At 61.9% G+C, this 23,054-nt stretch carries 22 protein-coding genes; 4 read left to right on the top strand and 18 right to left on the bottom strand.

Translation table 11 applies throughout. The features are described from left to right. Positions 1-125 precede the first annotated feature (125 nt). The 4 genes from ACIPQ1_RS12615 to ACIPQ1_RS12630 all read right to left on the bottom strand — a co-directional run bounded on the left by ACIPQ1_RS12615 (position 126) and on the right by ACIPQ1_RS12630 (position 2,931). Complete coding sequence (locus ACIPQ1_RS12615) at positions 126-563, bottom strand: DUF3995 domain-containing protein (protein ID WP_411384989.1); 438 nt, start codon at positions 561-563, stop codon at positions 126-128. Positions 564-697: 134 nt separating this feature from the next. Further along, positions 698-1,708 (bottom strand): ABC transporter substrate-binding protein, encoded by a 1,011-nt coding sequence (locus tag ACIPQ1_RS12620; protein ID WP_411384990.1) that lies wholly within the window; start codon positions 1,706-1,708, stop codon positions 698-700. Between the two features lie 154 nt (positions 1,709-1,862). Continuing rightward, on the bottom strand, positions 1,863-2,312 hold the full coding sequence (locus ACIPQ1_RS12625; protein WP_446534222.1) for a hypothetical protein: 450 nt from the start codon (positions 2,310-2,312) through the stop codon (positions 1,863-1,865). Between the two features lie 376 nt (positions 2,313-2,688). Further along, positions 2,689-2,931 (bottom strand): hypothetical protein, encoded by a 243-nt coding sequence (locus ACIPQ1_RS12630; RefSeq protein WP_411387576.1) that lies wholly within the window; start codon positions 2,929-2,931, stop codon positions 2,689-2,691. Between the two features lie 169 nt (positions 2,932-3,100). On the opposite strand from ACIPQ1_RS12630, the gene ACIPQ1_RS12635 reads away from it, so the two are divergent. Both ACIPQ1_RS12635 and ACIPQ1_RS12640 read left to right on the top strand, forming a co-directional pair. Beyond that, on the top strand, positions 3,101-3,331 hold the full coding sequence (locus ACIPQ1_RS12635) for a hypothetical protein (RefSeq protein ID WP_250965570.1): 231 nt from the start codon (positions 3,101-3,103) through the stop codon (positions 3,329-3,331). 84 nt (positions 3,332-3,415) lie between these two features. Continuing rightward, entirely contained in the window at positions 3,416-3,652 is a 237-nt protein-coding gene (locus ACIPQ1_RS12640; RefSeq protein WP_411384991.1) for a DUF2789 family protein, read from the top strand. Positions 3,653-3,851: 199 nt separating this feature from the next. Here ACIPQ1_RS12640 and ACIPQ1_RS12645 read toward each other — a convergent pair whose 3' ends face one another. The 14 genes from ACIPQ1_RS12645 to ACIPQ1_RS12710 all read right to left on the bottom strand — a co-directional run bounded on the left by ACIPQ1_RS12645 (position 3,852) and on the right by ACIPQ1_RS12710 (position 21,071). Then, positions 3,852-5,456, bottom strand: a complete 1,605-nt coding sequence (locus ACIPQ1_RS12645) for a methyl-accepting chemotaxis protein (RefSeq protein ID WP_446534223.1) — start codon at positions 5,454-5,456, stop codon at positions 3,852-3,854. Between the two features lie 178 nt (positions 5,457-5,634). Beyond that, on the bottom strand, positions 5,635-6,039 hold the full coding sequence (locus ACIPQ1_RS12650; protein WP_003202859.1) for a TraR/DksA family transcriptional regulator: 405 nt from the start codon (positions 6,037-6,039) through the stop codon (positions 5,635-5,637). Between the two features lie 327 nt (positions 6,040-6,366). Then, positions 6,367-7,389, bottom strand: coding sequence for an ABC transporter permease (locus ACIPQ1_RS12655; protein WP_186710404.1), 1,023 nt, complete (start codon positions 7,387-7,389; stop codon positions 6,367-6,369). Positions 7,390-7,533: 144 nt separating this feature from the next. Next, entirely contained in the window at positions 7,534-9,087 is a 1,554-nt protein-coding gene (locus ACIPQ1_RS12660) for a sugar ABC transporter ATP-binding protein (RefSeq protein WP_186729056.1), read from the bottom strand. Between the two features lie 73 nt (positions 9,088-9,160). Further along, positions 9,161-10,084, bottom strand: coding sequence for a sugar ABC transporter substrate-binding protein (locus tag ACIPQ1_RS12665; RefSeq protein ID WP_411384994.1), 924 nt, complete (start codon positions 10,082-10,084; stop codon positions 9,161-9,163). Positions 10,085-10,135: 51 nt separating this feature from the next. Beyond that, positions 10,136-10,288, bottom strand: coding sequence for a hypothetical protein (locus ACIPQ1_RS12670; protein WP_250965574.1), 153 nt, complete (start codon positions 10,286-10,288; stop codon positions 10,136-10,138). A 142-nt stretch (positions 10,289-10,430) separates the two neighbouring features. Further along, a complete protein-coding gene (locus tag ACIPQ1_RS12675) occupies positions 10,431-11,483 on the bottom strand; it encodes a Gfo/Idh/MocA family protein (RefSeq protein WP_411384995.1) in 1,053 nt (350 codons plus the stop codon). Positions 11,484-11,750: 267 nt separating this feature from the next. After that, positions 11,751-12,761, bottom strand: coding sequence for a Gfo/Idh/MocA family protein (locus ACIPQ1_RS12680; protein ID WP_053185351.1), 1,011 nt, complete (start codon positions 12,759-12,761; stop codon positions 11,751-11,753). A gap of 29 nt (positions 12,762-12,790) precedes the next feature. Beyond that, positions 12,791-14,722, bottom strand: coding sequence for a 3D-(3,5/4)-trihydroxycyclohexane-1,2-dione acylhydrolase (decyclizing) (gene iolD, locus ACIPQ1_RS12685; RefSeq protein WP_411384997.1), 1,932 nt, complete (start codon positions 14,720-14,722; stop codon positions 12,791-12,793). A 152-nt stretch (positions 14,723-14,874) separates the two neighbouring features. Then, positions 14,875-15,696: a TIM barrel protein gene (locus tag ACIPQ1_RS12690; RefSeq protein ID WP_446534224.1), complete on the bottom strand. Its 822-nt coding sequence runs from the start codon at positions 15,694-15,696 to the stop codon at positions 14,875-14,877. A gap of 36 nt (positions 15,697-15,732) precedes the next feature. Further along, positions 15,733-17,235 (bottom strand): CoA-acylating methylmalonate-semialdehyde dehydrogenase, encoded by a 1,503-nt coding sequence (locus tag ACIPQ1_RS12695; protein WP_446534225.1) that lies wholly within the window; start codon positions 17,233-17,235, stop codon positions 15,733-15,735. Between the two features lie 30 nt (positions 17,236-17,265). Next, positions 17,266-18,075, bottom strand: coding sequence for a 5-deoxy-glucuronate isomerase (iolB, locus tag ACIPQ1_RS12700; RefSeq protein ID WP_446534226.1), 810 nt, complete (start codon positions 18,073-18,075; stop codon positions 17,266-17,268). Continuing rightward, positions 18,072-18,965, bottom strand: a complete 894-nt coding sequence (gene iolE, locus ACIPQ1_RS12705) for a myo-inosose-2 dehydratase (protein ID WP_186710422.1) — start codon at positions 18,963-18,965, stop codon at positions 18,072-18,074. The genes iolB and iolE overlap by 4 nt, the downstream gene beginning before the upstream one ends. A 168-nt stretch (positions 18,966-19,133) precedes the next feature. After that, complete coding sequence (locus ACIPQ1_RS12710) at positions 19,134-21,071, bottom strand: bifunctional 5-dehydro-2-deoxygluconokinase/5-dehydro-2-deoxyphosphogluconate aldolase (RefSeq protein WP_411385002.1); 1,938 nt, start codon at positions 21,069-21,071, stop codon at positions 19,134-19,136. Positions 21,072-21,383: 312 nt separating this feature from the next. Between ACIPQ1_RS12710 and ACIPQ1_RS12715 the strand changes: the two genes are divergently transcribed. Then, on the top strand, positions 21,384-22,307 hold the full coding sequence (locus tag ACIPQ1_RS12715; protein WP_003202885.1) for a MurR/RpiR family transcriptional regulator: 924 nt from the start codon (positions 21,384-21,386) through the stop codon (positions 22,305-22,307). 29 nt (positions 22,308-22,336) lie between these two features. Further along, positions 22,337-22,948, top strand: coding sequence for a glutathione S-transferase (locus ACIPQ1_RS12720; protein WP_446534227.1), 612 nt, complete (start codon positions 22,337-22,339; stop codon positions 22,946-22,948). The last annotated feature ends 106 nt before the right edge of the window (positions 22,949-23,054 follow it).

Raw genomic sequence — 23,054 nt, forward strand, 5'->3', positions numbered from 1 at the left:
TGCGCAGCAGCCCCAAGACCTGTCACCTCGGTGTGTCAGGCTGACTTGTGTTCAGCTTTTTAGGAGGGCTGCGCCCTCCAGCGGGAGCAAGCTCCCTCGCCACAACGGCGTTCGCCGTTAGAGGCTCAGGCCCACGCCACCGTCAACAACCCGGCCCCAAGCACCACGCACAACGGCGAATAGATCCAGGTGTCGAGCCTGGCGAAGGTCGAGCCCTTGACCTCCTTGAAGAAACCCACCAGGTTCGACTCGCCAATGGCTCGGGCGAACATCATCAAGGCAATCGCGCTGATCAGCCACTGCAACGCCCGATGGGTGACCGGCTGGGCCAGCAGGCCGACCCGCAGGCACACCAACAGCGCAATCATCAGCAGCGCCAGGGCCACCAGCAATGTCAGCCAGCCCGAGGGGTCGAACGCCGGTCGTAACGCGTCCCCCTGCTTCACCGGCACCTGGGGCACCACCGCCAGGGCCGCCCACCGCCCACCCAGGGCCCAATACAAATGAATCAAGCTGATGGTCGCAAACACTGCGACCAGCGACCGAGCCAATAAAAGCGTCATTCGCCAGCCTCCTGAAAAAGGTTGAACAATCATCCTAGCTCGAATTTGGCATTTCGCTGGACGGGCGCAGGTTGCCAGGTTTCAGCGAATGACGACTTGCCCAGGATCAACTGTTCAATTGACTGACGCACTCGCTACAGACCGGCAGACACCTTGTCGGCGACGTCCTTGGGCAACCAGGCCTGCCAGACCTCAGGATGGGCCTTGAGGAACGCCTCGGCCGCTTCACGGGGTGGCGTGCGTTTCTCGCTCATGTCGGCCAGGGCCTTGTTCAACGGCTCGATGGGTAAGTCGACCTTGCTGAAGAACTCGGCAATGTCCGGGTATTGCTTCTGGAACGGTGCGGAGACGCCAATCGACAATTTCGAGGCCAGCGAGCGGGTCGGCTTCGGGTTGGGGTTGTCGGCGTCGGTCAGGGTTTTCCAGGCCTCGGCATCGAAAGGCGGCTCTTGCAACTGCACCAGCTTGAAGCGCCCGAGCAGCGGCGTGGGCGACCAGTAATAAAACAGGATCGGCTTGCCCCGGCGGATCGTCGAGCTGATTTCCGCATCCAGCGCCGCCCCCGAGCCGCTGCGAAAATTCACGTAGCTGTCGGACAGGCCATAGGCCTTGAGCTTCTGCTTGTTGACCACCTCGGAGGTCCAACCGATGGGGCTGTTGAGAAAGCGGCCCTTGTCGGGGCTTTCCGGGTCCTTGAACACATGTTTGTAGCGCGCCAGGTCTTCGACGCTGCGCAGGTCCGGCGCCAGGGGCTTGATACCCTTGGCCGGGTCGCCCTTGATGACATACTCGGGCACCCACCAGCCTTCGGTCGCGCCTTTGACCGTATCGCCCAAGGCGACCACCTTGCCTTCGGCCTCGGCCTTGACCCATACCGGGCTGCGGCCGGCCCATTCCTCGCCGATCACCTGGATATCGTTATTGGCCAGGGCGGTTTCCAGGGTGATGGTGGTGCCGGGCAAGGTGTCGGTCTGCAATCCATAGCCCTTTTCGACGATGACCCGCAGGATATCGGTGATCAGGCTGCCGCTTTCCCAGTTCAAGTCGGCAAAGTGGATCGGCGCTGTGGCGGCCGACACCGGAACGGGTGAAACCAACACAGCGAAGGTGGCCCAGGCAGCCAGCCACTGTCGAACTCGTCTCATGCTTTGCACCTCGTGCCAGATAAACAGCAATCCCTGAACGGCCCTGCGTAACGAAACGCAAGCCCCTGAATAGTTCAGTCAATTGACTGTAGCCGAGGTTCCAGCGAGATCTTGCAAAACTGTCAGCGGTTTGGGTGCACAGGCGCCGAAACGGTCACTCACTGGCCTTGAAAGTGACCAGTTCGCCCTTGCGCCACTTGGCGGCCTTGGCGGTTACCCCTTTCAAGGTCTTGGTCAAGCCTTCCTGCAGCTGTTCGTTGGCCGCGAACACGGTCACTACGCTGTGGCCTTCCTTGAACAGGATGGCCTGGCCCCCAGGAGTCGTGACGAAGGCGTAATCGCCAAGGCCATAGACCGTCAGCTTGATTTCGCGAAAGCGGATTTCAAACTTGCCGCCTTCGCGGCTAGGCAATACCGCCGCGCGAAAATGATCACCGACCTTGAGCTCAAGCCTGGGTTTGTCATCGACTACCAGGGCCGATTCGGTGTCGATTTCGGCAACATAAATACCTTCGGCGGTCTGCTCGGTGATGTAGACGAAACGTGACTGGAATTGTTTGACCAGTTTTGCCCGCAGGTCACCAAGTACAAATAACGCATGCATGTCGAGATTACTTACTGCCAAGGAAACATCCCCATCTTTGAAAAAGACCCGCCCCGCGCAAAGGACGGACCACGAGAACCCGTACCGACTGTAATGTCGTAATGGACCTGTCACTGAAATTCGAAATGAACGGCGCGCCCTGTCCCGGGCCGAGAGCAGACTAAAGGTTGCCGCTCTCGCCGTCTTTCCCGGGGAGTCGCCAGAGGCTGAAGGAAAACGCCACTCTGAGCTTCGGAAAAGATGGGACTACTAACTTTAGGGAAATTTCTCACTTAAAAAAGCATTTTTCTGACATCGAGCCCAAAAAAAATTGCTTTAGATAGGCGCAACCGTCCACACGGCACTGCTGATTCTAGAGCAGCCCAAGGCGTGGAGACTACTCGAAGTCGCCGGCAATTCGTCGGTAAATCATGAAAAGGAATTCATAATGATCGCTTTCCCTCCCCTGCCCCACCCCTTCGCCCCTTGCATCGCTGAAGCAGCCAACAGCTTTGACGGCGTCGATCGCCTGCCAATTTCGTTGATTCAACCGCGTTACCGGGTGGTCTTGGCCGGCAAGTGTTTTTTTCATATAGAAGAAACATCGACTGGACGTGTAAGAGGATTCCGAACCGATCATAACGAGGCCTGTCACCTGGCCAGGCGTCTCGAACAGAGCGCCTGAATGCCTCGGTCAATGACTTAACTCAGCCGCCGACGGGCAACTGCTGCCATACTGCCCGTCCAGCGAAGATCGTCGTCCAATGGCGGATCGCGCACCCATAATGATTTTGAGGAGCAGGCGCGACGTGACGGAATTTGATATTGGCGAATTTTTTATCCGGGGCGAGGCCAGGGAAGTCGAAGGCGAGTTCCAGGCGGTCATCGTAATGCGTGCCAAGCCGCCGTTGACCACCGTCACTTGCCACCAGGTGGAAAAGGATCGCTGGTTCAAGACTTCGCAAATCGCTGCCGAGGCTGCCAGGGAAGCGGCCAGGGCGCTGAAGGCCGCCGTGGACGAAGGCGCCTTGAAAGCCTGATTCCAATCGAACTCCTGATAAGCGCTTGCCTCAGATAAAGGAAGCACAGACGCGCCATGACGGCGCCGACCAGAGGAGACTTCCATGGAACAGCCTTCCCACGACCTCAAGACCCTGTTCGACCAACTCGGCCTGCCCTCCGATGGCAAGGCCATTGACGATTTTATCGTGGCTCACCCACTGCCCCCGGAAATCAAGCTGGTGGAGGCTGATTTCTGGTCGGACCAGCAGAAAGAGCTGCTCCAGGAATGGCTGCTCGCCGATGGCGAAGAAGCCGTGCTGGTGGACCAACTGAACGTGCGCCTGCACGACGGCAAGTAGCGGCAAGGCCCATTAATAGCATTCACCACCGCTCTTGTGGCGAGGGAGCTTGCTCCCGCTGGGGTGCGCAGCAGCCCTTGGACCTGCCGCCTCGGTGGGTCAGGTTGAGGGGGGTCAGCCTTTGGGGCTGCTGCGCAGCCCAGCGGGAGCAAGCTCCCTCGCCACAAAAGCTTCCTTGTCACATCCGTGGTGCTGAGGTCTAGCGCGGCTTCTCGGGTTTGTAGCCCAAGCGCAAGCCGCCCCAATGACGCCCCTTGAGCATGATCGGCACGGACAGGTCATGCATCAACTCCCCCGTGTCCCGGGTGTAGGTCTGCAACAGCACCGGTTGCTGGTGGCTGCCGCAGCGGATCCCGGTGCGATCGGAGAACTTGCGCTTGGTGCGGTTATTCAGCGTGTCCACCTGGGGATCGCCGGTCAGCGGTTGGCTGAAGACCTTGTTGTGGGTCGGCACATAACCCTGCTGAGTGCAGGCAATCGCAAACACCAGGCCCTCGTGACGGGCCAGCAGCGGTTCCTGGATGGCGGGCAGGACCTGGTCGGTGTAGCGGTCGAAGCGGGTCTGGTATTTGGCCGGCTGGGTATTGGGGATCGGTTGATAGTTACGGTCGAACAAGTCCTCGAGGCTGACACGGCCCTGGTCGATGTCGGCCTCGAACTGCGCGGCGATCTGGCTCGCCCCTTCCCGCGCGAGGTCGTAGACCCGTTGGTGATAATCGTCGAGGCCCACCTCGGCCAGGCGTTCGCTGATGGTTTCGGCCTGGCCTTCCATCTGCACCGCCGCCTCGGCCAGGCGCTGGGTCTGCTGGTCGCTGATGGACAGGTCGCTGCGCATCTGCTCGATGGCGTGAAACAGGCTGTCGAGTTGTTCGCGATTGGTGTCAGTGCCTTGGGCAATGGCACCGACCTGGGTTTCAACGCCTTCTGCAAGCCGAGCGATGTTCTCCAGGTGCTGGCCGGTGTGCTCGACCTGCTGCACGCCACTGTCCAGGTCGGCGGCCAGTTGGCGGATCTGCTCCACCACCTGGGCGGTGCGCTGCTGGATGTCGGCCACCATCACCCCGACTTCGCCGGTTGCCGCGGCGGTACGCCCGGCCAGGCCGCGAACTTCATCGGCCACCACCGCGAACCCACGGCCATGCTCACCGGCCCGGGCCGCCTCGATGGCCGCGTTCAGCGCCAGCAGGTTGGTCTGGCTGGCGATCGATTGGATCACCAGGCTGACCCGCTGGATTTCATCGCTGCGTACGCTCAGGGCTTCGATCAATTCACGGCTGTCATTCGCCCGCTGGCTGAGCTGGTGCATGCGGCTGATGGACTCCACCAGTTCGCTGCGCCCGGCCACGCTGCTGCGATGGGCCTCGCTGGCGGCGCCCAGGGCTTGCTGGCTGAGTTGTGAAGTAGCCTGTTCAGTGGCGATCATCGATTCGGCATTGCTGACGATCTGCGCCGCCGCATCGAGTTGGGACTGGACCTTGCCGGCCAGTTGCTTGACCGAATAGGCAACACCGGCGGCCGACAGGGCGTTATGGCTGGTGGTGTAGGACAAGTCGCGGGTCAACTCGGCCAGGGTGTCGGTGCTGGGTGCGGCTGCCGCGGCCACGCGTGAACGCAGGCGCGGCAACCAGACGATCAGCATCACCAGCGGCAGGCCCAGGTACAGCGACCAGCCGCCCAAGGCCATGCCGCACAGCAGCAAGGCCAGGGCCAGGCTCTGCAAGGTCGGCGTCAGCCAGCGCGCCGCGCCGTTTGTTTCGGCTACCGAGGCCGGCACCGCACCCGCCAGCGTTCCGTCTGTCGCCATGTTCGTCACCCACATTCTCGTTGTTATGACCGCATTAAACGCCACTACCGAGCCATTATCCATGGTCCATTAGTCGTGTTCTTGCAGCAGGTCAACGGGGAGTAGACGAACAGGTACAGGCGAAAGCAAAAGATCGCGGCCTTCGTCAAAAGGTCGCGATCTTTTTGAACAACGCGAATCAGGCCTGACGCTGGTGCTTGTCGATCTGTTCGTGACGTTCCTGGGCTTCGATGCAGTACTTGGTGGTCGGGCTGATCAGCAGGCGCTTGAGGCCGATCGGCTCGCCGCTGTCGTCGCACCAGCCGAAGCTGTCGTCGTTGATGCGGTCCAGGGCCTGCTCCAGTTGAGGCAGCATGCGCTGGTCGCGATCGATGGCGTTGACCAGCCAGGTACGCTCTTCTTCTACGGAAGCAGCGTCCGCCGGGTCGGCCGGGGTGTCCAGGCTCTCAATGGCGATTCGGTTCTGTTCGATGCGCTCGTGGGTTTCGACTTTCATGTTCTGCAACAGCTTGGTGAAGAAAGCCAGCTGCTCGGCATTCATGTAGTCATCCGCCGGCATGGCCAGCAACTTTTCCTTTGTCATTGATTTCTCTATAAAAAAACGTGCATTAAGGCGAATTATGGAGCGTCCCGCAGCGCAGCTGCCACGCTCATCGGGAAAGGCGCCGTCTATTCCAAGCGCCACCCGGCACTCAATTTACGAGGGGCGGCAGTCTAAGGCCGAGTCGAGGCCTCAGCAACTGAAAACATAGGGAAAATGTCCGACAACCCCCTCAAATGTTCTCTGACAGGCTTTTGGCAGTCATCGGAGTGCGTTTATAACAAGAAATTCGGTGCAATTGCTGTATTAAGAAGACAAATGGCTACGCCACGCGGGTCAGGCGTGGCGCTTTGTCGCAACTTTCGGCTATCAGCGCTTGAGTTTGCGCTTGTTGCGGTACTGGTCGATGACCACCGCCACCACGATGATCAAGCCCTTGATGATGTCCTGAATGTAGGCATCGACCCCGACGAAGGTAAAGCCGCTGGCCATCACGCCGAGGATCAGCGCCCCGATCACCGTCCCGGTGATGCGCCCCACCCCACCCGCCAGGCTGGTGCCGCCGATCACCGCCGCCGCAATCGCGTCCAGCTCATAGGACATGCCCATGCCCGCCTGCCCGGTCGCCGCCCGCGCCGAGGCCACCACGCCGGCCAACCCCGCGAGCAACCCGGCAATGCTGTAGACGATCACCAAGTGGCGCTTGACGTTGATGCCCGATGTGCGCGCCGCCTGCATGTTGCCGCCAATGGCGTAGGTGTACTTGCCGTACTTGGTGTAGCGCAGGGCAATGTGGAAGATCACCGCCACCACCAGGAAGATGATCACCGGCATCGCGCCATGGCCAATGGCAGTATAGGAATCGGACAGCATGCTCACCGGCTGGCCTTCGGTGTAGTAGCGTGCCAGGCCTCGGGCCGAGACCATCATGCCGAGGGTGGCGATGAACGGCGGGATGCCGGTGATGGCGATGATGCTGCCATTGATCGCCCCGGCCAGCAGCCCGACCCCAAGCCCCGCCACCACGGGTATCCACACCGGCAAGTCCGTCAGCGAGGGAAACACCGCCCGGGCGAAGTCCGAGGTCTGGGCCAGGCTGGCGGCGATCATCGCCGACAGCGCCAGCACCGAGCCGGACGACAGGTCGATGCCGGTGGTGATGATTACCTGGGTCACGCCGATGGCCAGCAGGCCGATGATCGACACTTGCAGGATCATCAGCACCAGGCGCTGGGAGTTCATCAGGAAGCTCTGGTCGCGCATGATCCAGCCGAACATTTCGAACACCAGGCCGATGCCGATCAGCACCAGGAAGATGCTCAGTTCCGTCGGCAACCGCCGCCGGGTCCTGTTCGGTGCTGCCGCGGGTTTGTTTTCCAGTATCGCGTTCATAGCCAATCACCTTTTTTGATCCGTGGCCAGGGAGCGTGCTCCGCTGGGCCGCATAGCGAGCCGACACAGGGCCGCTTCGCGCCCCAGCGGGAGCAAGCTCCCTCGCCACATTCGCTCGACTTTATTTACCTGAGCCGAAAGGCATCAGGACAGGCCCGAGGCCAGTTGCATCACGCGTTCCTGGGTCGCTTCGCTGCGGTCGAGGGTGCCCATCAGGTCGCCTTCGTGCATCACCATGACCCGGTCGCTCATGCCCAATACTTCCGGCAGTTCCGAGGAAATCATGATCACCGCCATGCCTTCGCTGGCGAGATAGGCGATGAGCCGGTAGATCTCGGCCTTGGCGCCGACATCGATGCCGCGGGTCGGCTCGTCGAGGATCAGGATGCGTGGATTGGTCATCAACCAGCGCGCCAGCAAGGCTTTCTGCTGGTTGCCGCCGGACAAGGTGTCGATGCACTGTTCCAGCGACGGGGTCTTGACCCGCAGTTTCTTGCACATGTCCTCGCACAAGGCGCGCAGGGCTTTCTGTTGGATGAAGCCGTTGCCGACGTAATGGGGCAGCACGGCCATCTCCATGTTTTCCAGCACCGACAGGCACGGGAACAGGCCACTGAGCTTGCGGTCCTCGGTCAACAGCGCGAAGCCTTTTTCGATGGCCATGTGCGGGTCGGTGATGCGCACCGGTTGGCCGTCCAGGAGGATTTCGCCGCCGGTGCTCGGGGTCACGCCGAAAATCGCTTCGGCCACGTTGGTCCGGCCCGAGCCCATCAATCCGGCGATCCCCAGGATCTCCCCGGCATGCAGGTCGAAGGACACGCCTTTGAAGATGCCGTCCAGGCTCAGGTCGCGCACCGACAGCACCAACTCACCGATGGGTTGCTCGCGCACTGGGAACAACTGGCTCAGCTCGCGCCCGACCATCATCGAGATCAGGCTGTCGCCGTCCATGCTGTCGGCCCGTTGCAGACCGATATAGGCGCCGTCGCGAAACACCGCCACTTCATCGGCGATGGCAAACACTTCGTTCATCTTATGGGTGATGTAGATGATGCCTTTCCCCTGGGACTTGAGGTCGGCAATGATCGAGAACAGGTGGGCGACTTCGGTCTCGGTAATGGCCGAAGTCGGCTCGTCCATGATCAGGATGTCGGAGTCATACGAGACGGCCTTGGCAATCTCGACCATCTGCCGCTCGGCAATGCTCAGGTTGCCCACCTGCTCCTCGGGGTCGAGCTTGATGCGCAGGCGCTCCAGCAGCCGGGCGGTGCAGCGGTGCATTTCGCCATGGTCGACCATGTGCAGGCCGTTGAGCTGCTCGCGGCCGATCCAGATGTTTTCGGCGATGCTCATGTGGGGCATCAGGTTCAGTTCCTGATGGATCATCGCGATGCCGGCCTGCAACGCCGCCAGCGGCGTGTCGAACGTCACCGGTTTGCCGCGCAGGCGCAGTTCGCCGGCGTCCGGCTGGTAGATGCCGGCGATAATTTTCATCAAGGTGGATTTGCCCGCACCGTTTTCACCCATCAAGGCCAGCACGGAGCCGGGGCGCACCCGCAGTTGAACATCGGACAAGGCCACCACACCGGGAAAGCCCTTGCTGACATTGACGACTTCCAGCAGGTACGGCTCATCAAGTAATACGTCCGGCTGGAAAGTCATGGCCGGGGCGCTCGAAGCAGTCGCTGAAGCGAACATGATCAGGTACTCCCTCGGCAAGGTGGCGTTGCAACCTTGCCTGCTTATTGTTGTGGTGGGACCGGGTTGAACGTCACTTGAACTGATCGACGTTTTCCGGCGTGATCAGGCGGTACGGCACCACGACGGACGCCATTTTCTCGCCCTTGGCCATTTTGACCGCCGTGTCGATGGAGCCATCGGCCTGGCCCTTGGCGTCCTGGAACACCGAGACCGCCATGTCGCCTTTCTTGATGGCGTTCAAACCGTCCGGCGTGCCATCGACCCCGGCTATCAATACGCTGCCTTTCTGGGTGCCCGCTTGCTTGAGGGCCATGGCCGCGCCGATGGCCATTTCGTCGTTGTTGGACACCACCGCATTGAATTCACGGCCTTGGGTCAGCCAGTCGTTGACCAGGGTCATGCCCTTGTCCCGCGACCAAGTGCCGGTCTGCTCCTGCTCGATTTTGATGTCCGGGTACTTCTTGAGGACTTCCTTGACGCCCTTGGTGCGGTTGGTGGTGGAGTTGTTGGCCAGGTCACCCAGCAGGATCACGATGTCGCCCTTGCCGCCCATCTTGTCGGCCAGGTATTGCATCTGCATGCGCCCGGCCTCGAGGTCATCGGAGGTCACGGTGACCACCCCTTCCGGCAGTTTCGGATCGTCCGGGCGACGGTTGACGTACACCAGTGGGATACCGGCAGCCACCGCGGCCTTGGTGATGCGCTGGGTCGCGGCGGTGTCCACCGGGTTGACGATGAGCGCATCGACCTTCTGGCTGATGAAGCTTTCCACCTGGCTCAGTTGCTTGACCACGTCACTGCGCGCATCTTCGAACTGCAGGGTGACGCCGTCGGGCAAAGACTTGGCTTTCTTGTCCATGGATTCGCGCAGGTAGGTCAACCAGGTGTCATCGAACTGGGACATGCTGACGCCGATCTTCAGGTCCGCCAGGGCAGCGCCGCTGGTGAGCATCAAAGACAGGGCCAGCGAGGCGATACGGGTCTTGGTCTTCATGAACGGTCTTTCTCCACTTTTTTGTTGGTTTTATGGATAAGGCGTGACGGATCAGGAACGGGGCAAGCGCACGATAGGCGCACCGGGCATGCAACAGACCATGGCGCCCTTGCGCTGGATACACAGGGATTCGAACAGGGGAAGGACTGCAGACAGGCGCAGCAGATATGGCAGGTGAAACGCAGAGCGGCTGAAGGTTTTCATCGACGGTACCTAGCTGTGTTTCTTGTTTTTGTTTCGTCTGTCGTCCATTCAAGGCTGGCTTGGCAGGAGGCAGACAGGGTTGTCGGTAACCTGGAATCGACTTTATTGGAAAATATTTTCCATATCAACTGATTTTAGAATTTTATTCGTTTTTTATTCCATGTCCCACAGGCGCGGATAAACCCACCACTTCGCCCTGCTCGGCACTCCGCCTGGCCGCGTCGAGGATACGCGTGGTGGCCAAGGCATCACGGGCCTCTACCGGCAGCGGGCCAGCGTCCTGCAACGCGCTTTGCAGTTGTTGGTAGAACGCCAGCCAGCAGCCACGTTCGGAGGTCACCCGCTCGCGCTCGGTGCCATGTTCGAACCAACCCCAGCGTCGATGTTCTTCCGCCCCCCAGCGCTCGCCCTCGGTCGCCGGACTCAAGCCGGCCAGCGCCTGGGCCTCCTGCCCGTCCAGGCCTTCGACGGTGTAGCAGCCCTGGGTGCCGTTGACCCGAAAACGCGGGCGCGCTGCGTTTTGCACGCAATTGCCGCTCAAGTGGGAAATCACGCCGCTGGCATGGGTCAGGGACATGAAGAAGCCGTTGTCGAACACCTGGTCCGGCTGCCGATAATCCAGCTCGGCGTAGACCCGCACCACCGGGCCGAACAATTGCAGCGCCTGGTCCACCAGATGGCTGCCGAGGTCGCGCAGAAACCCGCCGCCGCTGCCTTTGCCCACCGAAGTTGGCGAATAACGCTCGACGCTGGATTCAAAACGGATGATTTGCCCGAGGGCACCAGAGGCCAGCAGTTTGCGCAGGGTCAGGAAATCCGAATCCCAGCGACGGTTCTGGTACACGCTCAGCGGCACGCCGCGTTGTTCGGCGGCCAACACCATGGCCTCGGCCTGGGCGGCGTCAGGGGCGAATGGTTTGTCGCTGACCACCGCCACGCCGAGTTCGATGGCTTGCATCACAATGGCTGGGCGACCGTCCAAAGGGGTGGAGACCACCACCGCGTCGACGCCGGCCGCCACCAATTGTTCGAGGGTGTCGAAGGCCTGGGCATCCGGGTGATCGCTGGCCAATTGTTGACGGCGCTCGGCGGACCGCGTCACCACGCCGACAAACGTAGCCCCTGGCAGGCTGCTGATCAGCGGCGCATGAAAGAACCGCCCACCCTTGCCGTAGCCGACTAGTCCGATTCGCATGAAAGCTCCTTGAAAATCATTGAATACACACCATCCCCCTGTGGGAGCGAGCCTGCTCGCGATGGCGTCAGGCCCGCCAACATCAATGTCGCCTGACCCACCGCCATCGCGAGCAGGCTCGCTCCCACAATTTGACCGAGTACCTTTGAGGGGAACGCAGCCGACTGTGGGAGCGGGCTTGCTCGCGAAGGCTTGGTGTCAGTCGACATCAATGTTGAATGTACCGCCGTCTTCGCGAGCAAGCCCGCTCCCACAGGGGGTATGCATTTAGCCGTAGAAACGCGGGCGCTCGGGCAAGTCGACCTTGACGATCTGCCCGCTCTGTTGCGCCTCGACACAAGCATCCGCCGCCACCGCCGCGGCAAACCCATCCCAGGCCGATGGTCCGCCCACTTGCCCGGCACGCACGCCATCGATGAAGGCCTGCAATTCGACGTCGTAGGCAGCGATGAAGCGGTCCTTCCAATCCATCAGGATCGCATTGGACAGCTTGGCGCCGCTGCGGAGTTGCACCTGGGACGGTTCCGGCAGCTTGGCGATGCCGGTCTCCCCCACCACTTCGCACTGGATGTCATAGCCGTACTGGCAGTTGACGAACACTTCGACGTCGATGCGCGTGCCCCGGGCGGTTTCCAGCAGGACAATCTGCGGGTCCCGCAGGTGGGCCAGGGCCTTGCTGGTCTTGCGGGGGAACACCACTTGCACCGAGACGTAGTCATCGGCCAACAGCCAGCGCAACACGTCCAGTTCATGAATCAAGGTGTCGGTGATCGCCATGTCGGTCTTATAGTTCTCGCCCACGCTCGGGTTGCGGTGGGCGCAGTGCAGCATCAGCGGTTCACCGATCTGGCCACTGTCGATCACCGCCTTGAGCGCGCGATAGCCTTCATCGTACGGACGCATGAAACCGACCTGCACCAGGCGCTTGCCATGGGCCACTTCGGCGTCGACGATCTTGCGGCAGCCTTCGGCCGTGACCGCCAGGGGCTTTTCACAGAACACCGGCTTGCCCGCCGCAATGGCCGCCAGCACGAACTCTTCATGGCTCGGGCCCCAGGAGGTGACGAGAATCGCCTCCACGTCCGGCGCCTTGATCAATGCATGACCGTCGGGGTAGACCTCGGCAGTCAATTTCAAGTCGGCCACCACCTTCGCCGCCTGGGCGAGGTTGATGTCGGTCACCGCCACCACCTGGCTGTTGAGCAAGGTCTGGCTGCAACGACGGATATGGTCCTGGCCGATGGCCCCGGTGCCGATGACGCCCAGCTTCAAAGACATTTGGAACTCCTTTCGTAGGGTTGGGGCAATCAGTATTGACGGGCCTTGGCCAGTCGTTCGTTGAGGGTCTTGGCGACGGCATCGGTGCGGGCGCTGGTGGACACTTGCGCCACGCCAACCCGCCACCACGACAGGTATTTGTGGATCATGGTCTTGGGCAGAACCTTGATGTCGATCAGCGTCGAGACCGTCTGGCGCCGGGCATCGGCCAGGGCCGCGTGCAACTCATCAAGGGTCTTGACCTTGTAGGTCTTGCAACCGTAGGCCGCCGCGCTCATGGCGAAGTCCACTGGCACGAAGGCGCCGTTGAGCCTACCGGTCTCGGGGTTGCGGAAGCGGAACTCGGTGCCGAAGCTGTCCATGCCGTGTTCCATTTGCAGGTTGTTGATGCAACCGAACGTCATGTTGTCCAACAGCACCACGTTGATCTTGCGGCGCTCCTGGATCGAGGTCGCCAGTTCCGAATGCAGCATCATGTAGGAGCCATCGCCCACCAACGCATAGACCTCTTTGTCCGGCTCGGCGAGCTTCACGCCCAGGGCGGCATTGACCTCGTATCCCATGCACGAATAACCGTACTCGACGTGATAAGTGTCGACGCCCTTGCTGCGCCAGCTGCGCTGCAAATCGCCGGGCAGGCTGCCGGCGGCGGCGACGATGATGGCGTCATCCGCCAAGGCTTGGTTGAGCGTACCGAGCACGCGGCTCTGGGTCAGGCAGGAACCGGTGAGCTCGATGAATTCGCGAAACACCGCCGGGTCCATGTGGTCGTTGATTTCCGGGACGAAATCCTCGGCCTGGTAATCCGCCTGGTAGATACGGTCCACTTCGGCGTCGAGCTGGGCCTTCGCATCGGCAACCTGCCCGCCCCATTCGGCACGATAATCCCCCATCGCGGCCGACAAGGCCTCCAGGCCCGAACGGGCGTCGGCCAACAGTTGCACGCCGTCGAGTTTCAAGGCATCGCACGGGCTGATGTTGAGGTTGAGAAATTGCACCTCGGGGTGCTGGAACAGCCATTTCGACGCGGTGGTGAAATCGCTGTAGCGGGTGCCGATGCCGATGATCAGGTCGGCTTCCTTGGCCAGCAGGTTCGCCGCCAGGCAACCGGTTTCGCCGACACCGCCGACGTTCAGCGGATGGCTCGACACAACCGCGCTCTTGCCGGCCTGGGTCTCGGCAAAGGGAATCTCGAAGCGCTCGGCAAACGCCTGTAGCGCGGCGTTGGCGCCGGAGTAGCGTACGCCGCCACCGCAGATGATCAACGGCTTGCGCTTGCCCTTGAGCAACGCCAGGGCATCGCCGAGCATCGCTTCGGTGGCCGGCCGGCGGTCGATGCGGTGCACGCGTTTTTGCAGGAAGTAATCCGGGTAGTCGTAGGCTTCGGCTTGCACGTCCTGGGGCAGCGCCAGGGTCACCGCGCCGGTTTCGGCCGGGTCGGTCAGTACCCGCATCGCGTGAATCGCGGCGGTCATCAATTGCTCGGGGCGGTTGATGCGGTCCCAGTATTTGCTCACGGCCTTGAAGGCATCGTTGGTGCTGATGCTCAGGTCGTGGAACTGCTCGATCTGTTGCAGCACCGGGTCCGGCTGGCGACTGGCGTAGACATCGCCGGGCAACAGCAGCAGCGGAATGCGGTTGGCCGTGGCGGTGGCCGCGGCGGTCAGCATGTTCGCCGCACCGGGGCCGACCGACGAACTGCAGGCGTAGATCTTGCGCCGCAAATGCTGCTTGGCAAACCCGATGGCGGCATGGGCCATGCCCTGCTCGTTGCGGCCCTGGTGGACCACCAGGTCGCCGCTGTCCTGCTCCAGCGCCTGGCCCAGGCCCAGCACGTTGCCGTGGCCGAAAATGGTAAAGACCCCGGCGACGAACTTGCTCTGGACGCCATCGACTTCGATGTACTGGTTATCGAGGAATTTCACCAGGGCCTGGGCCATGGTCAGTCGTGTTGTGGTCATGCTTGCACCTTTTCAAACGCAACTCGGTCAAGTGTGGGAGCGAGCTTGCTCGCGATGGCGTCCGGTCAGCCAGCATCAATATTGACTGACACTCCGCTATCGCGAGCAAGCTCGCTCCCACAGGAGGGTTCTCCATCGTTCGGGAAGCCGGCTCATGCCTGCGAGCTTTGCAGGTGGCTCATGCTCGCCCCCAACGCCTGGCGGATGTCGGCCAGCTCATGGACGCTCTCGGCAAATGGCTCGAAAGACAGGTAACCGTCATAACCGCCGCTGAGCAACGCCTCGATCTGCTTGGCATTGCCGAGGATGTCAGCCTCGCCCACCAGCACTCGGTGGCCGTCTCGAATCGTCGCCAATGGTGCCTGGGCATCCTCGACGCCGGAGATGTGCACCAGCCCGGTCAGTTCGGGGAAGAACTCCTGCTCGCCGGCCAGATGATGGTGGAAAGTGTCGTGCACCAGGCGGAACACATCCAGCCCGCCAATGCTCTTGATCGCTTCCACCGCCGTGTGCTTGCGGCGCAACGAGCACTCTTCGAAACCCAGGGGTTCGATGAAACCGTAGATGCCGAAGGCGCGCAGGATCGGTGCCAGTTCACTGAGGGCGGTACGCAGCCCAGCCGCACGTTCGGCTTCGCTGCGCGGGTCGGCGCGGTCATTGAGTGGGCACATCACCAGCCCCTCGGCGCCGCACTCGCGGGCGTAGTCGGCCAGCCGCACGGCCTGGGCGCGGCGCTCTTCGTTCCACACATCGAAGGGGTACAGGGCGTTGATCGACAGCACCTTGATGCCGCGTGCCTCGCACAACTCACGGACGCGAGCCGGCGGCATGCCGTCTTCGATCTCGACACCCTTGAGGTCGTTGCGAATCTCGATGGCATCGGTTTTCAACGCCAGGGCCAAGTCGATGAACGCGGGCAGTGACAGGTGCGGGGCAACCATTCGGTTCAAGGCAAAACGCAGGGGCTTGTTCATTGTTGTTCTCCCTCCGGCAGTCATACGAAAAATGCGTTATTGGGCAGTCGGCATGCTGAATTCAGGGCCCTTGGCGATGCTGTCGGGCCAACGCTGCATCACACTCTTGTAGCGGCTATAGAAGCGCAGGCCTTCCTCGCCGTAGGCATGGTGGTCGCCGAACAACGAGCGCTTCCAGCCGCCAAAGGAATGCCAGGCCATGGGCACCGGAATCGGCACATTGATGCCCACCATGCCGACCTTGATGCTGCGGGCGAACGCCCGGGCGATGCCGCCGTCGCGGGTAAAGCACGACACGCCGTTGCCGAACTCATGGGCGTTGATCAACGCCACCGCCGTGGCGAAGTCCGGCACACGGACGATCCCCAGCACCGGGCCGAAAATTTCTTGCTGGTAGATGCTCATCTCGGCAGTGACCTGATCGAACAGCGTCGCCCCGACAAAGAACCCCTGCTCCGCCCCCGGCACTTTGAAGCCTCGGCCGTCGACAATCAGCCGGGCACCCTCGGCCACGCCGGCATCGATGAAACCTTCGACCTTGGCCTTGTGCTCGGCAGTGACCAGGGGCCCCATGTCGGTGCCGGGTTGCTGGCCGTTGCCGACTTTCAACTGGTCGATACGCGGCAGCAGGCGAGCGATCAGTTCGTCGCCGACGTCGCCCACTGCCACGGCGATGGAAATGGCCATGCAGCGTTCACCGGCCGAGCCGTAGGCGGCACCGATCAAGGCGTCCGCCGCCTGGTCGAGGTCGGCATCGGGCATGACAATCATGTGGTTCTTGGCCCCGCCCAGGGCCTGGACGCGCTTGCCGTGGGCCGTGCCCTGCTGGTGGATGTACTCGGCGATGGGCGTGGAGCCGACAAAGGAAATCGCTTCGATGTCCGGGTGCTGCAACAGCGCATCCACCGCGACTTTGTCACCCTGGACCACATTGAACACGCCGTCCGGCAGTCCGGCTTCGGTCAGCAAGCGGGCCATCAGCAAACTGGCGGACGGGTCGCGTTCCGAAGGCTTGAGGATGAAGCAGTTGCCGGCAACCAGCGCCAGGGGAATCATCCACAGCGGCACCATCACCGGGAAATTGAACGGTGTGACCCCGGCGCAAACGCCCAGGGGCTGGCGCAGGTTCCAGTTGTCGATGCCGCCACCGATGTTGTCGCTGAAATCGGTCTTGAGCAGGTTTGGCGCACCGCAGGCGTACTCGACGATCTCGATGCCGCGGGTGACTTCGCCGTGAGCGTCGGACAGCACCTTGCCGTGTTCACGGCTGATGATCCGGGCCAGTTCGTCGTGGTGACGATCGAGCAGCTCCTTGAACTTGAACATCACCCGCGAACGACGCAATGACGACTGCTCGGACCAGGCCGGGAACGCCGCCAGCGCCGAGGCCACCGCCGCGTCGACAGTACTCGGCTCGGCCAGGGCCACCCGCGCCTGCACCGCACCGGTGGCCGGATTGAAGACGTTGCTGGACCGCAGACTGTCGCTGTCCTGCACCTGACCGTTGATGTAATGGCCTACTACCGGGGCGTCGCTCATCGTGCTTGTTCTCCCTGCGTATGTGTGGGGTCAGAGATCCAGCAGCCAGCTGTGCTGCGGATCGTTGTGGAATTGCCAGACCCGCTTCGGGCCGGCCATGACGTTCAGGTAATACGACTCGTACCCGTAGGGCACGCTGACCGGGTGATAGCCTTTGGGGACGACCACCAGGTCGTTGTTCTCCACGGCCATGGCCTGGTCGATGCTGCGGTCGTCGGTGTAGACCCGCTGGAACACGAAGCCTTGGGACGGATTGACCTGGTGGTAATAGGTCTCTTCGAGGAAGCTCTGGTGCGGCAGGTCGTCGGTGTCGTGCTTGTGGGGCGGGTAGCTCGAGGAATGCCCCGACGGCGTGCGCACCTCCACCACCAGCAGCGAGTGGGCCGGTTCGCTGTCCGGCAGGATGTCGCAGACATAGCGGGTATTGGCGCCCTTGCCGCGCACGCTGCGCTTCATGCTGTCCGGGCGGATCAGCCGTGGGCCATGACTGTTTTGCGCCGAACCCGGTGCGGCGCACACGGCAATCTGCACATCGCTCAGGGCGGTGACCTGGGCCTGACTGCCGGGCGGCAGGTAAGCGGCATAAGGTGATTTGTCCTCGAACACCGACTGGCGATCACCGAGGTTGTCCCAATCGAAGGCGCCCTGCCCCGGCGCTTCGCCCTTGAGGCTGATGCGACCACTGAGCAGCACCAGGCACAATTCCTTGTCCCCGGCGGCCACTGGCAGGGTTTCACCGAGACGCAGGCGGTAGGCAGCGAAGCCGACGTATTCCAACTCGCCCGCCGGCAACTGGACCATGGTTCGGCCGCTGGATTGGCTCTTGATCAACAGGCTCATGACGGGCTCCTTTCGTTCAGCAAGGCGCGCAAGGTGTCGTAGCCCTTCTTGGCGTAGGCATAACTCGGGGCTACGGCAGGGTCCTGCTCGGCTTCCACCACCAACCAGCCTTGGTAGTCGGCGGCCAGCAGCACGTCGAGCAACGCGGCGAAGTCGATGTCGCCATCCCCCGGCACGGTGAAGGTGCCGTTGATGATGCAGTCGGGGAAGCTCCAGAGGTTGTTGCGTGCCAGTTGCACCACCGGTTTGCGCACGTCCTTGAAGTGCACGTGGCAGACCCGCTCGATGTGTTTGCGCAGCACCTGCAACGGCTCGCCACCGCCCATGTAGCAGTGACCCGAGTCGAACAGCAGGCCCACTTCACTGCCGGTCAGGGCCATCAGTTTGTCGATGTCCGTGGGCGATTCGACGTAGGCGCCCATGTGGTGGTGATAGGCCAGGCGCACGCCTTGGGACAGGGTGAAGCGCGCCAGTTCGGTGAGTTTGTCGGCGTAGGCTTGCCAGGCGTCATCCGTATGGAAACGCGGCCGCTCGACCAATGGAATCCGCTGGCCCTGGATGGAATCGGCCACTTCGCCGTAGACCAGCACCGTCGCGCCGTTCTGCGCCAGCAGCTCGACGTGGCTGGCGATGGCGTCGATTTCTTCCGCCGCCGAACGCCGGGCCAGGCGACTGGAATACCAGCCGGACACCAGCGCCAGGTCGTAAGGCCGCAGCACATCGCCGACGCCCTTGGCGTCCTTGGGGAATTTGCCGTTGAGCTCAAAACCTTCGTAGCCGATGGCCTTGCCTTCACTCAGCGCCGTACTCAACGGCGTCTCGCCGCCCAACGACGGCAAGTCATCGTTGCTCCAGGAAATCGGGTTGATGCCAATTCGAATAGCGGGCATGGCTGCACCTTTTATTGTTTTCACAATCAGTAAGAACGACGCTGAATCCCTGTGGGAGCGAGCTTGCTCGCGATAGCGGTGTATCCGTCAAAGTGATGCTGACTGGCCTGACGCCATCGCGAGCAAGCTCGCTCCCACAGGTTCAGTGTTTACAATCTTTGAATTCCTTTAACTGCGCGCAGCACGCCACGCCTCGATCAATTCCACAAACCTGCCCTGCACATCCCGGATCAGCGTTTCGTCGTCGATTTCCCCGGCCAGCCAGGCCCGGCTCGGTTCCTGGAAGATCGTGCGGCCCACGGCGAACCCACGGCAGGTGGTGCTCCGACGGGCCTGGCGAAAGCCTTCGGCCAACGCGGCGGCCGGGGCGTTGAGGCCCAGCAGGACCACGCCACGGCAATACGGGTCGCGCTGTTGGATCAGCTCGTCGAGCTGCTGCCACTCCTGCGCGCCCTGGGCCTCGATCTTCCACCACGCCGGGAAGATACCCAGGTTGTAGAGGCGTTTGAGGGCACGATAGAGCACGTCCGGGTGCGGTGATGGGTGATCCTTGGGCGGTATGATTTCCAGCAGCAACTCGTGGCCGCTGGCCTGGGAGGCCTTGTACAGCCCCATCAACTGCGCCTCTTGCTCCAGGCGCAGCAGCGGTTCGTCGTCAGGGTGAAATTGCACCAGGCACTTGATGATCTGCTCCTGTGGCCAGGCGATCAGGTTGCTGCCAATGGAACGCCCATGCTCGAAGGCCAGCGGCCGCGAACCTTGCACCTCCACCGGCCGCGCCACCCACCAGCCGCGCCCGGTGGCAGCGTTCAGCGAATCCTGGCCGAAGCGCTGGTCGGCCAGCAGACCGACGTCAGCCTCGATGCCCTGGTGCCGCAGGTCGGCTTCGACCCGCGCCACCGCCTGGATGAATAGTTGCTTGAGTTCACCGATGCTGCTCAACTCGCGACCGCCCTTCTGGGCCAGTTCCACCAATTGTCCGCGATGGTCGAAAGCAAAGATGAACAACTGTTTCCAAGCCTTGCGGGGTACGCTGACCTGGTGCAGCCGTTGCAGCACGGCATCCTGGTCGGGCCGGGTGATCGGCACCGGGCTTTGGAATAAATAGTCGAGCTCGGCCCGGGTCGGCATCGCCGGGGCGCAGGCATGGCGCGACACCACCAGGCCGCCGCAGGCATTGGCCAACTGACAGCAGCGCTCATCGCTGGCATCTTCCAGCCAGCCGGCAAGAAAGCCCGACATGAACGCATCGCCGGCGCCCAGTACGTTCAAGACTTCGACCCGTACGCCCGGGTAAATCGCACCGTCTTCGAGCCGGGCCGGGATGGCGCCATGGATCACCGTACAGCCCTGGGGGCCGAGCTTGACTACCAGCGTCGCCGCCGTCAGCGAGCGCACGGTGCGCAGCGCGGTCAGCAGGTCTTCGCTGCCGCCGGCGATGAGAAATTCTTCTTCGGTGCCGACGATCAGGTCGAAACGCGGCAGGATGCCTTGCACGTGTTGGCTGACCTTCTGGTCGGCGACAAACCGGGTTTCTCCGTCAGCCTTGGCCGCCAGGCCCCAGAGCACCGGCCGATAGTCGATGTCGAGGACGCGCTTGACCTGGTGCTTTTGCGCGTAGTCCAGCGCCTGGATACTGGCCTGGTAGACGCCATCGGTGGAGAAATGCGTGCCGGTGATCAGCAGGGCCTTGCTGGAGGCAATGAACGCTTCGTCGATGTCTTCGGCGCGCAGCGCCATGTCCGCGCAATTTTCCCGGTAGAACACCAGGGGAAAGGTTTCCCGGTCCTTGATCCCCAGCAGGACCATGGCCGTCAGGCGTTCGGGATCGACCTTGATGCCACTGACATCGCAGCCTTCGCGGGCCAGGGACTCCACCAGGAAGCGCCCCATGTGGTCGTCCCCGACCCGGCTCAGCATCGCCGACCGAAGCCCCAGGCGCGCCGTGCCGAACGCGATGTTGGCAGAGGAACCGCCCAGGTACTTGGCGAAGCTCGAGACATCTTCCAGGCGCGCGCCGACTTGCTGCGCATAGAGGTCGACGCCCAGGCGTCCCAGGCAGATCACATCCAATTGACGCCCACTGGCAAAACGAGTCTGGCCCATGCTGGCTCCTGTTATTTTTATCAGCCTGCGCTTGTCGCCGACACCGGCGCCAACGCTGTTGGTGAATGCAGACTAAAACGAGCCGCAGGCAATAATCAATAATTATTCTATAAATTTTTTACGTGGAATATTTTTTCCAATACCCTATGACCCAAGCGAAGCAGACACAGTGCATCGTTTCAGCACTGCTGCAACATTTGTCCGCCCATGATTTTCCCTGCGCCTACGCTGTAGACTGCGACCAGCCAACCTATTGTCGAGGGCCAGCCTTTTTTCGGGCCGCCCTATAAGAACAAGCCAGAAGGATTTTCTATGACCCGCCCCGATGATCTGCCGGCGCCGTCCGAGAGTGCGTCCGAACCCGCCCTCCCGAGCCCACCGATCAATGCCGAGCGCCTGTTGCAACTGATCACCGACGAATACGAAAGCCTGCCGCGCCAGCTCAAGCGCATCGCCAGCTACATGAGCCAGCAGAGTGACCGGATCATGGTGGATCGCATCAGCGACATCGCCCGGGAATGCGAAGTGCACCCCTCGGCCATCGTCCGGTTTTCCCAGCGCTTCGGCTTCAGCGGGTTCAGCGAAATGCAGGCGTTATTCCGCGAGGCCTACACCCACAAGACCACCCCGGTGCAGAACTACCAGCAACGCATCCGCAGCATGATCGCCAACAAGTCCCAGAAGGCCAGCGGTGGCGACCTGGCCCGCGAATGCGTCAACGCAACCTTGTCGGGCATCGAGCGCCTGGGGTTGGAGCTGGACGACCAGGCGTTCGAAAAGGCCGTGGACCTGGTGGTCAACGCCGACAACATCTATGTGGTGGGTGTACGCCGTTCGTTCGCGGTTGCCGACTACCTGGTCTATAACCTGCAGCACACCAACAAGCGCATTCACCTGGTGTCCGGCCTGGGGGGCAGTTACCGCGAGCAGATGCGCAGCGTGCGGGCCAACGACCTGGTCATCGCCATCAGCTTCACGCCCTACGGCAAGGAAACCCAGCACTGCTTGCGCATCGCCCAGCATCACCAGGCCAAGACCCTGATCATCACCGACAGCAACCTTTCGCCCCTGGCCAAACGGGCCAATGCGGTGTTGCTGGTGAACGAAGGCAGCTCGTTCGCCTTCCGTTCGCTGAGCGCCACGTTGTGCCTGTGCCAGGCGTTGTTCATCGCCGTGGCTTACCGGTTGGAACTCAAGGTCGATGAAATCCATGAACAGGTCGGGTTCGAGGATTAACACCCACAAGACTTTCTGAAGGAGATGTCATGAAACTGATCGGCATGCTGGACTCGCCCTATGTGCGACGCGTCGCCATTTCCGCCAAGTGCCTGGGGGTTGCCCTGGAACACGAATCCGTTTCGGTGTTCAGGCATTTCGACCAGTTCCAGCGCATCAACCCGGTGGTCAAGGCGCCGACCCTGGTGCTGGACGATGGCAACGTGCTGATGGACTCCACGTTGATCATCGACTATCTCGAGGCCTTGGCCGCGCCGGGTAGAAGCCTGATGCCGGTCGACAGTGGGCAGCGGGGGCGCTTCCTGCGCCTGATTGGCCTGGCCCTGGCGGCGTGCGAGAAATCGGTGCAGATCTACTACGAACGCAACCTGCGCCCGACGGAAATCCAACACGCCCCCTGGGTTGAACGCGTGGAAGGCCAACTGGCGGCAGCCTATGACTTGCTAGAGCAGGAACTGGGGAAACAGCCACTGGTCACCGATGGCACACTCGATCAGGCCGGTATTACCGTGGCGGTGGCCTGGAGCTTCACCAATCTGGTGGTGCCGGACCAGGTGCAGGGCAAGTCATTCCCGTCGATCAGCGCGTTCACCGCCTATGCCGAAGGGCTGGAGGCGTTTGTCAGCACGCCGATGGAATAGCGAACGAGCGCGACTTGTGGGAGCGGGCTTGCTCGCGAAGACGGTGGCACATTCAACATCATCGTCTCAGATAGACCGCCTTCGCGAGCAAGCCCGCTCCCACAAC

The sequence above is a fragment of the Pseudomonas sp. LARHCG127 genome (assembly GCF_052871455.1).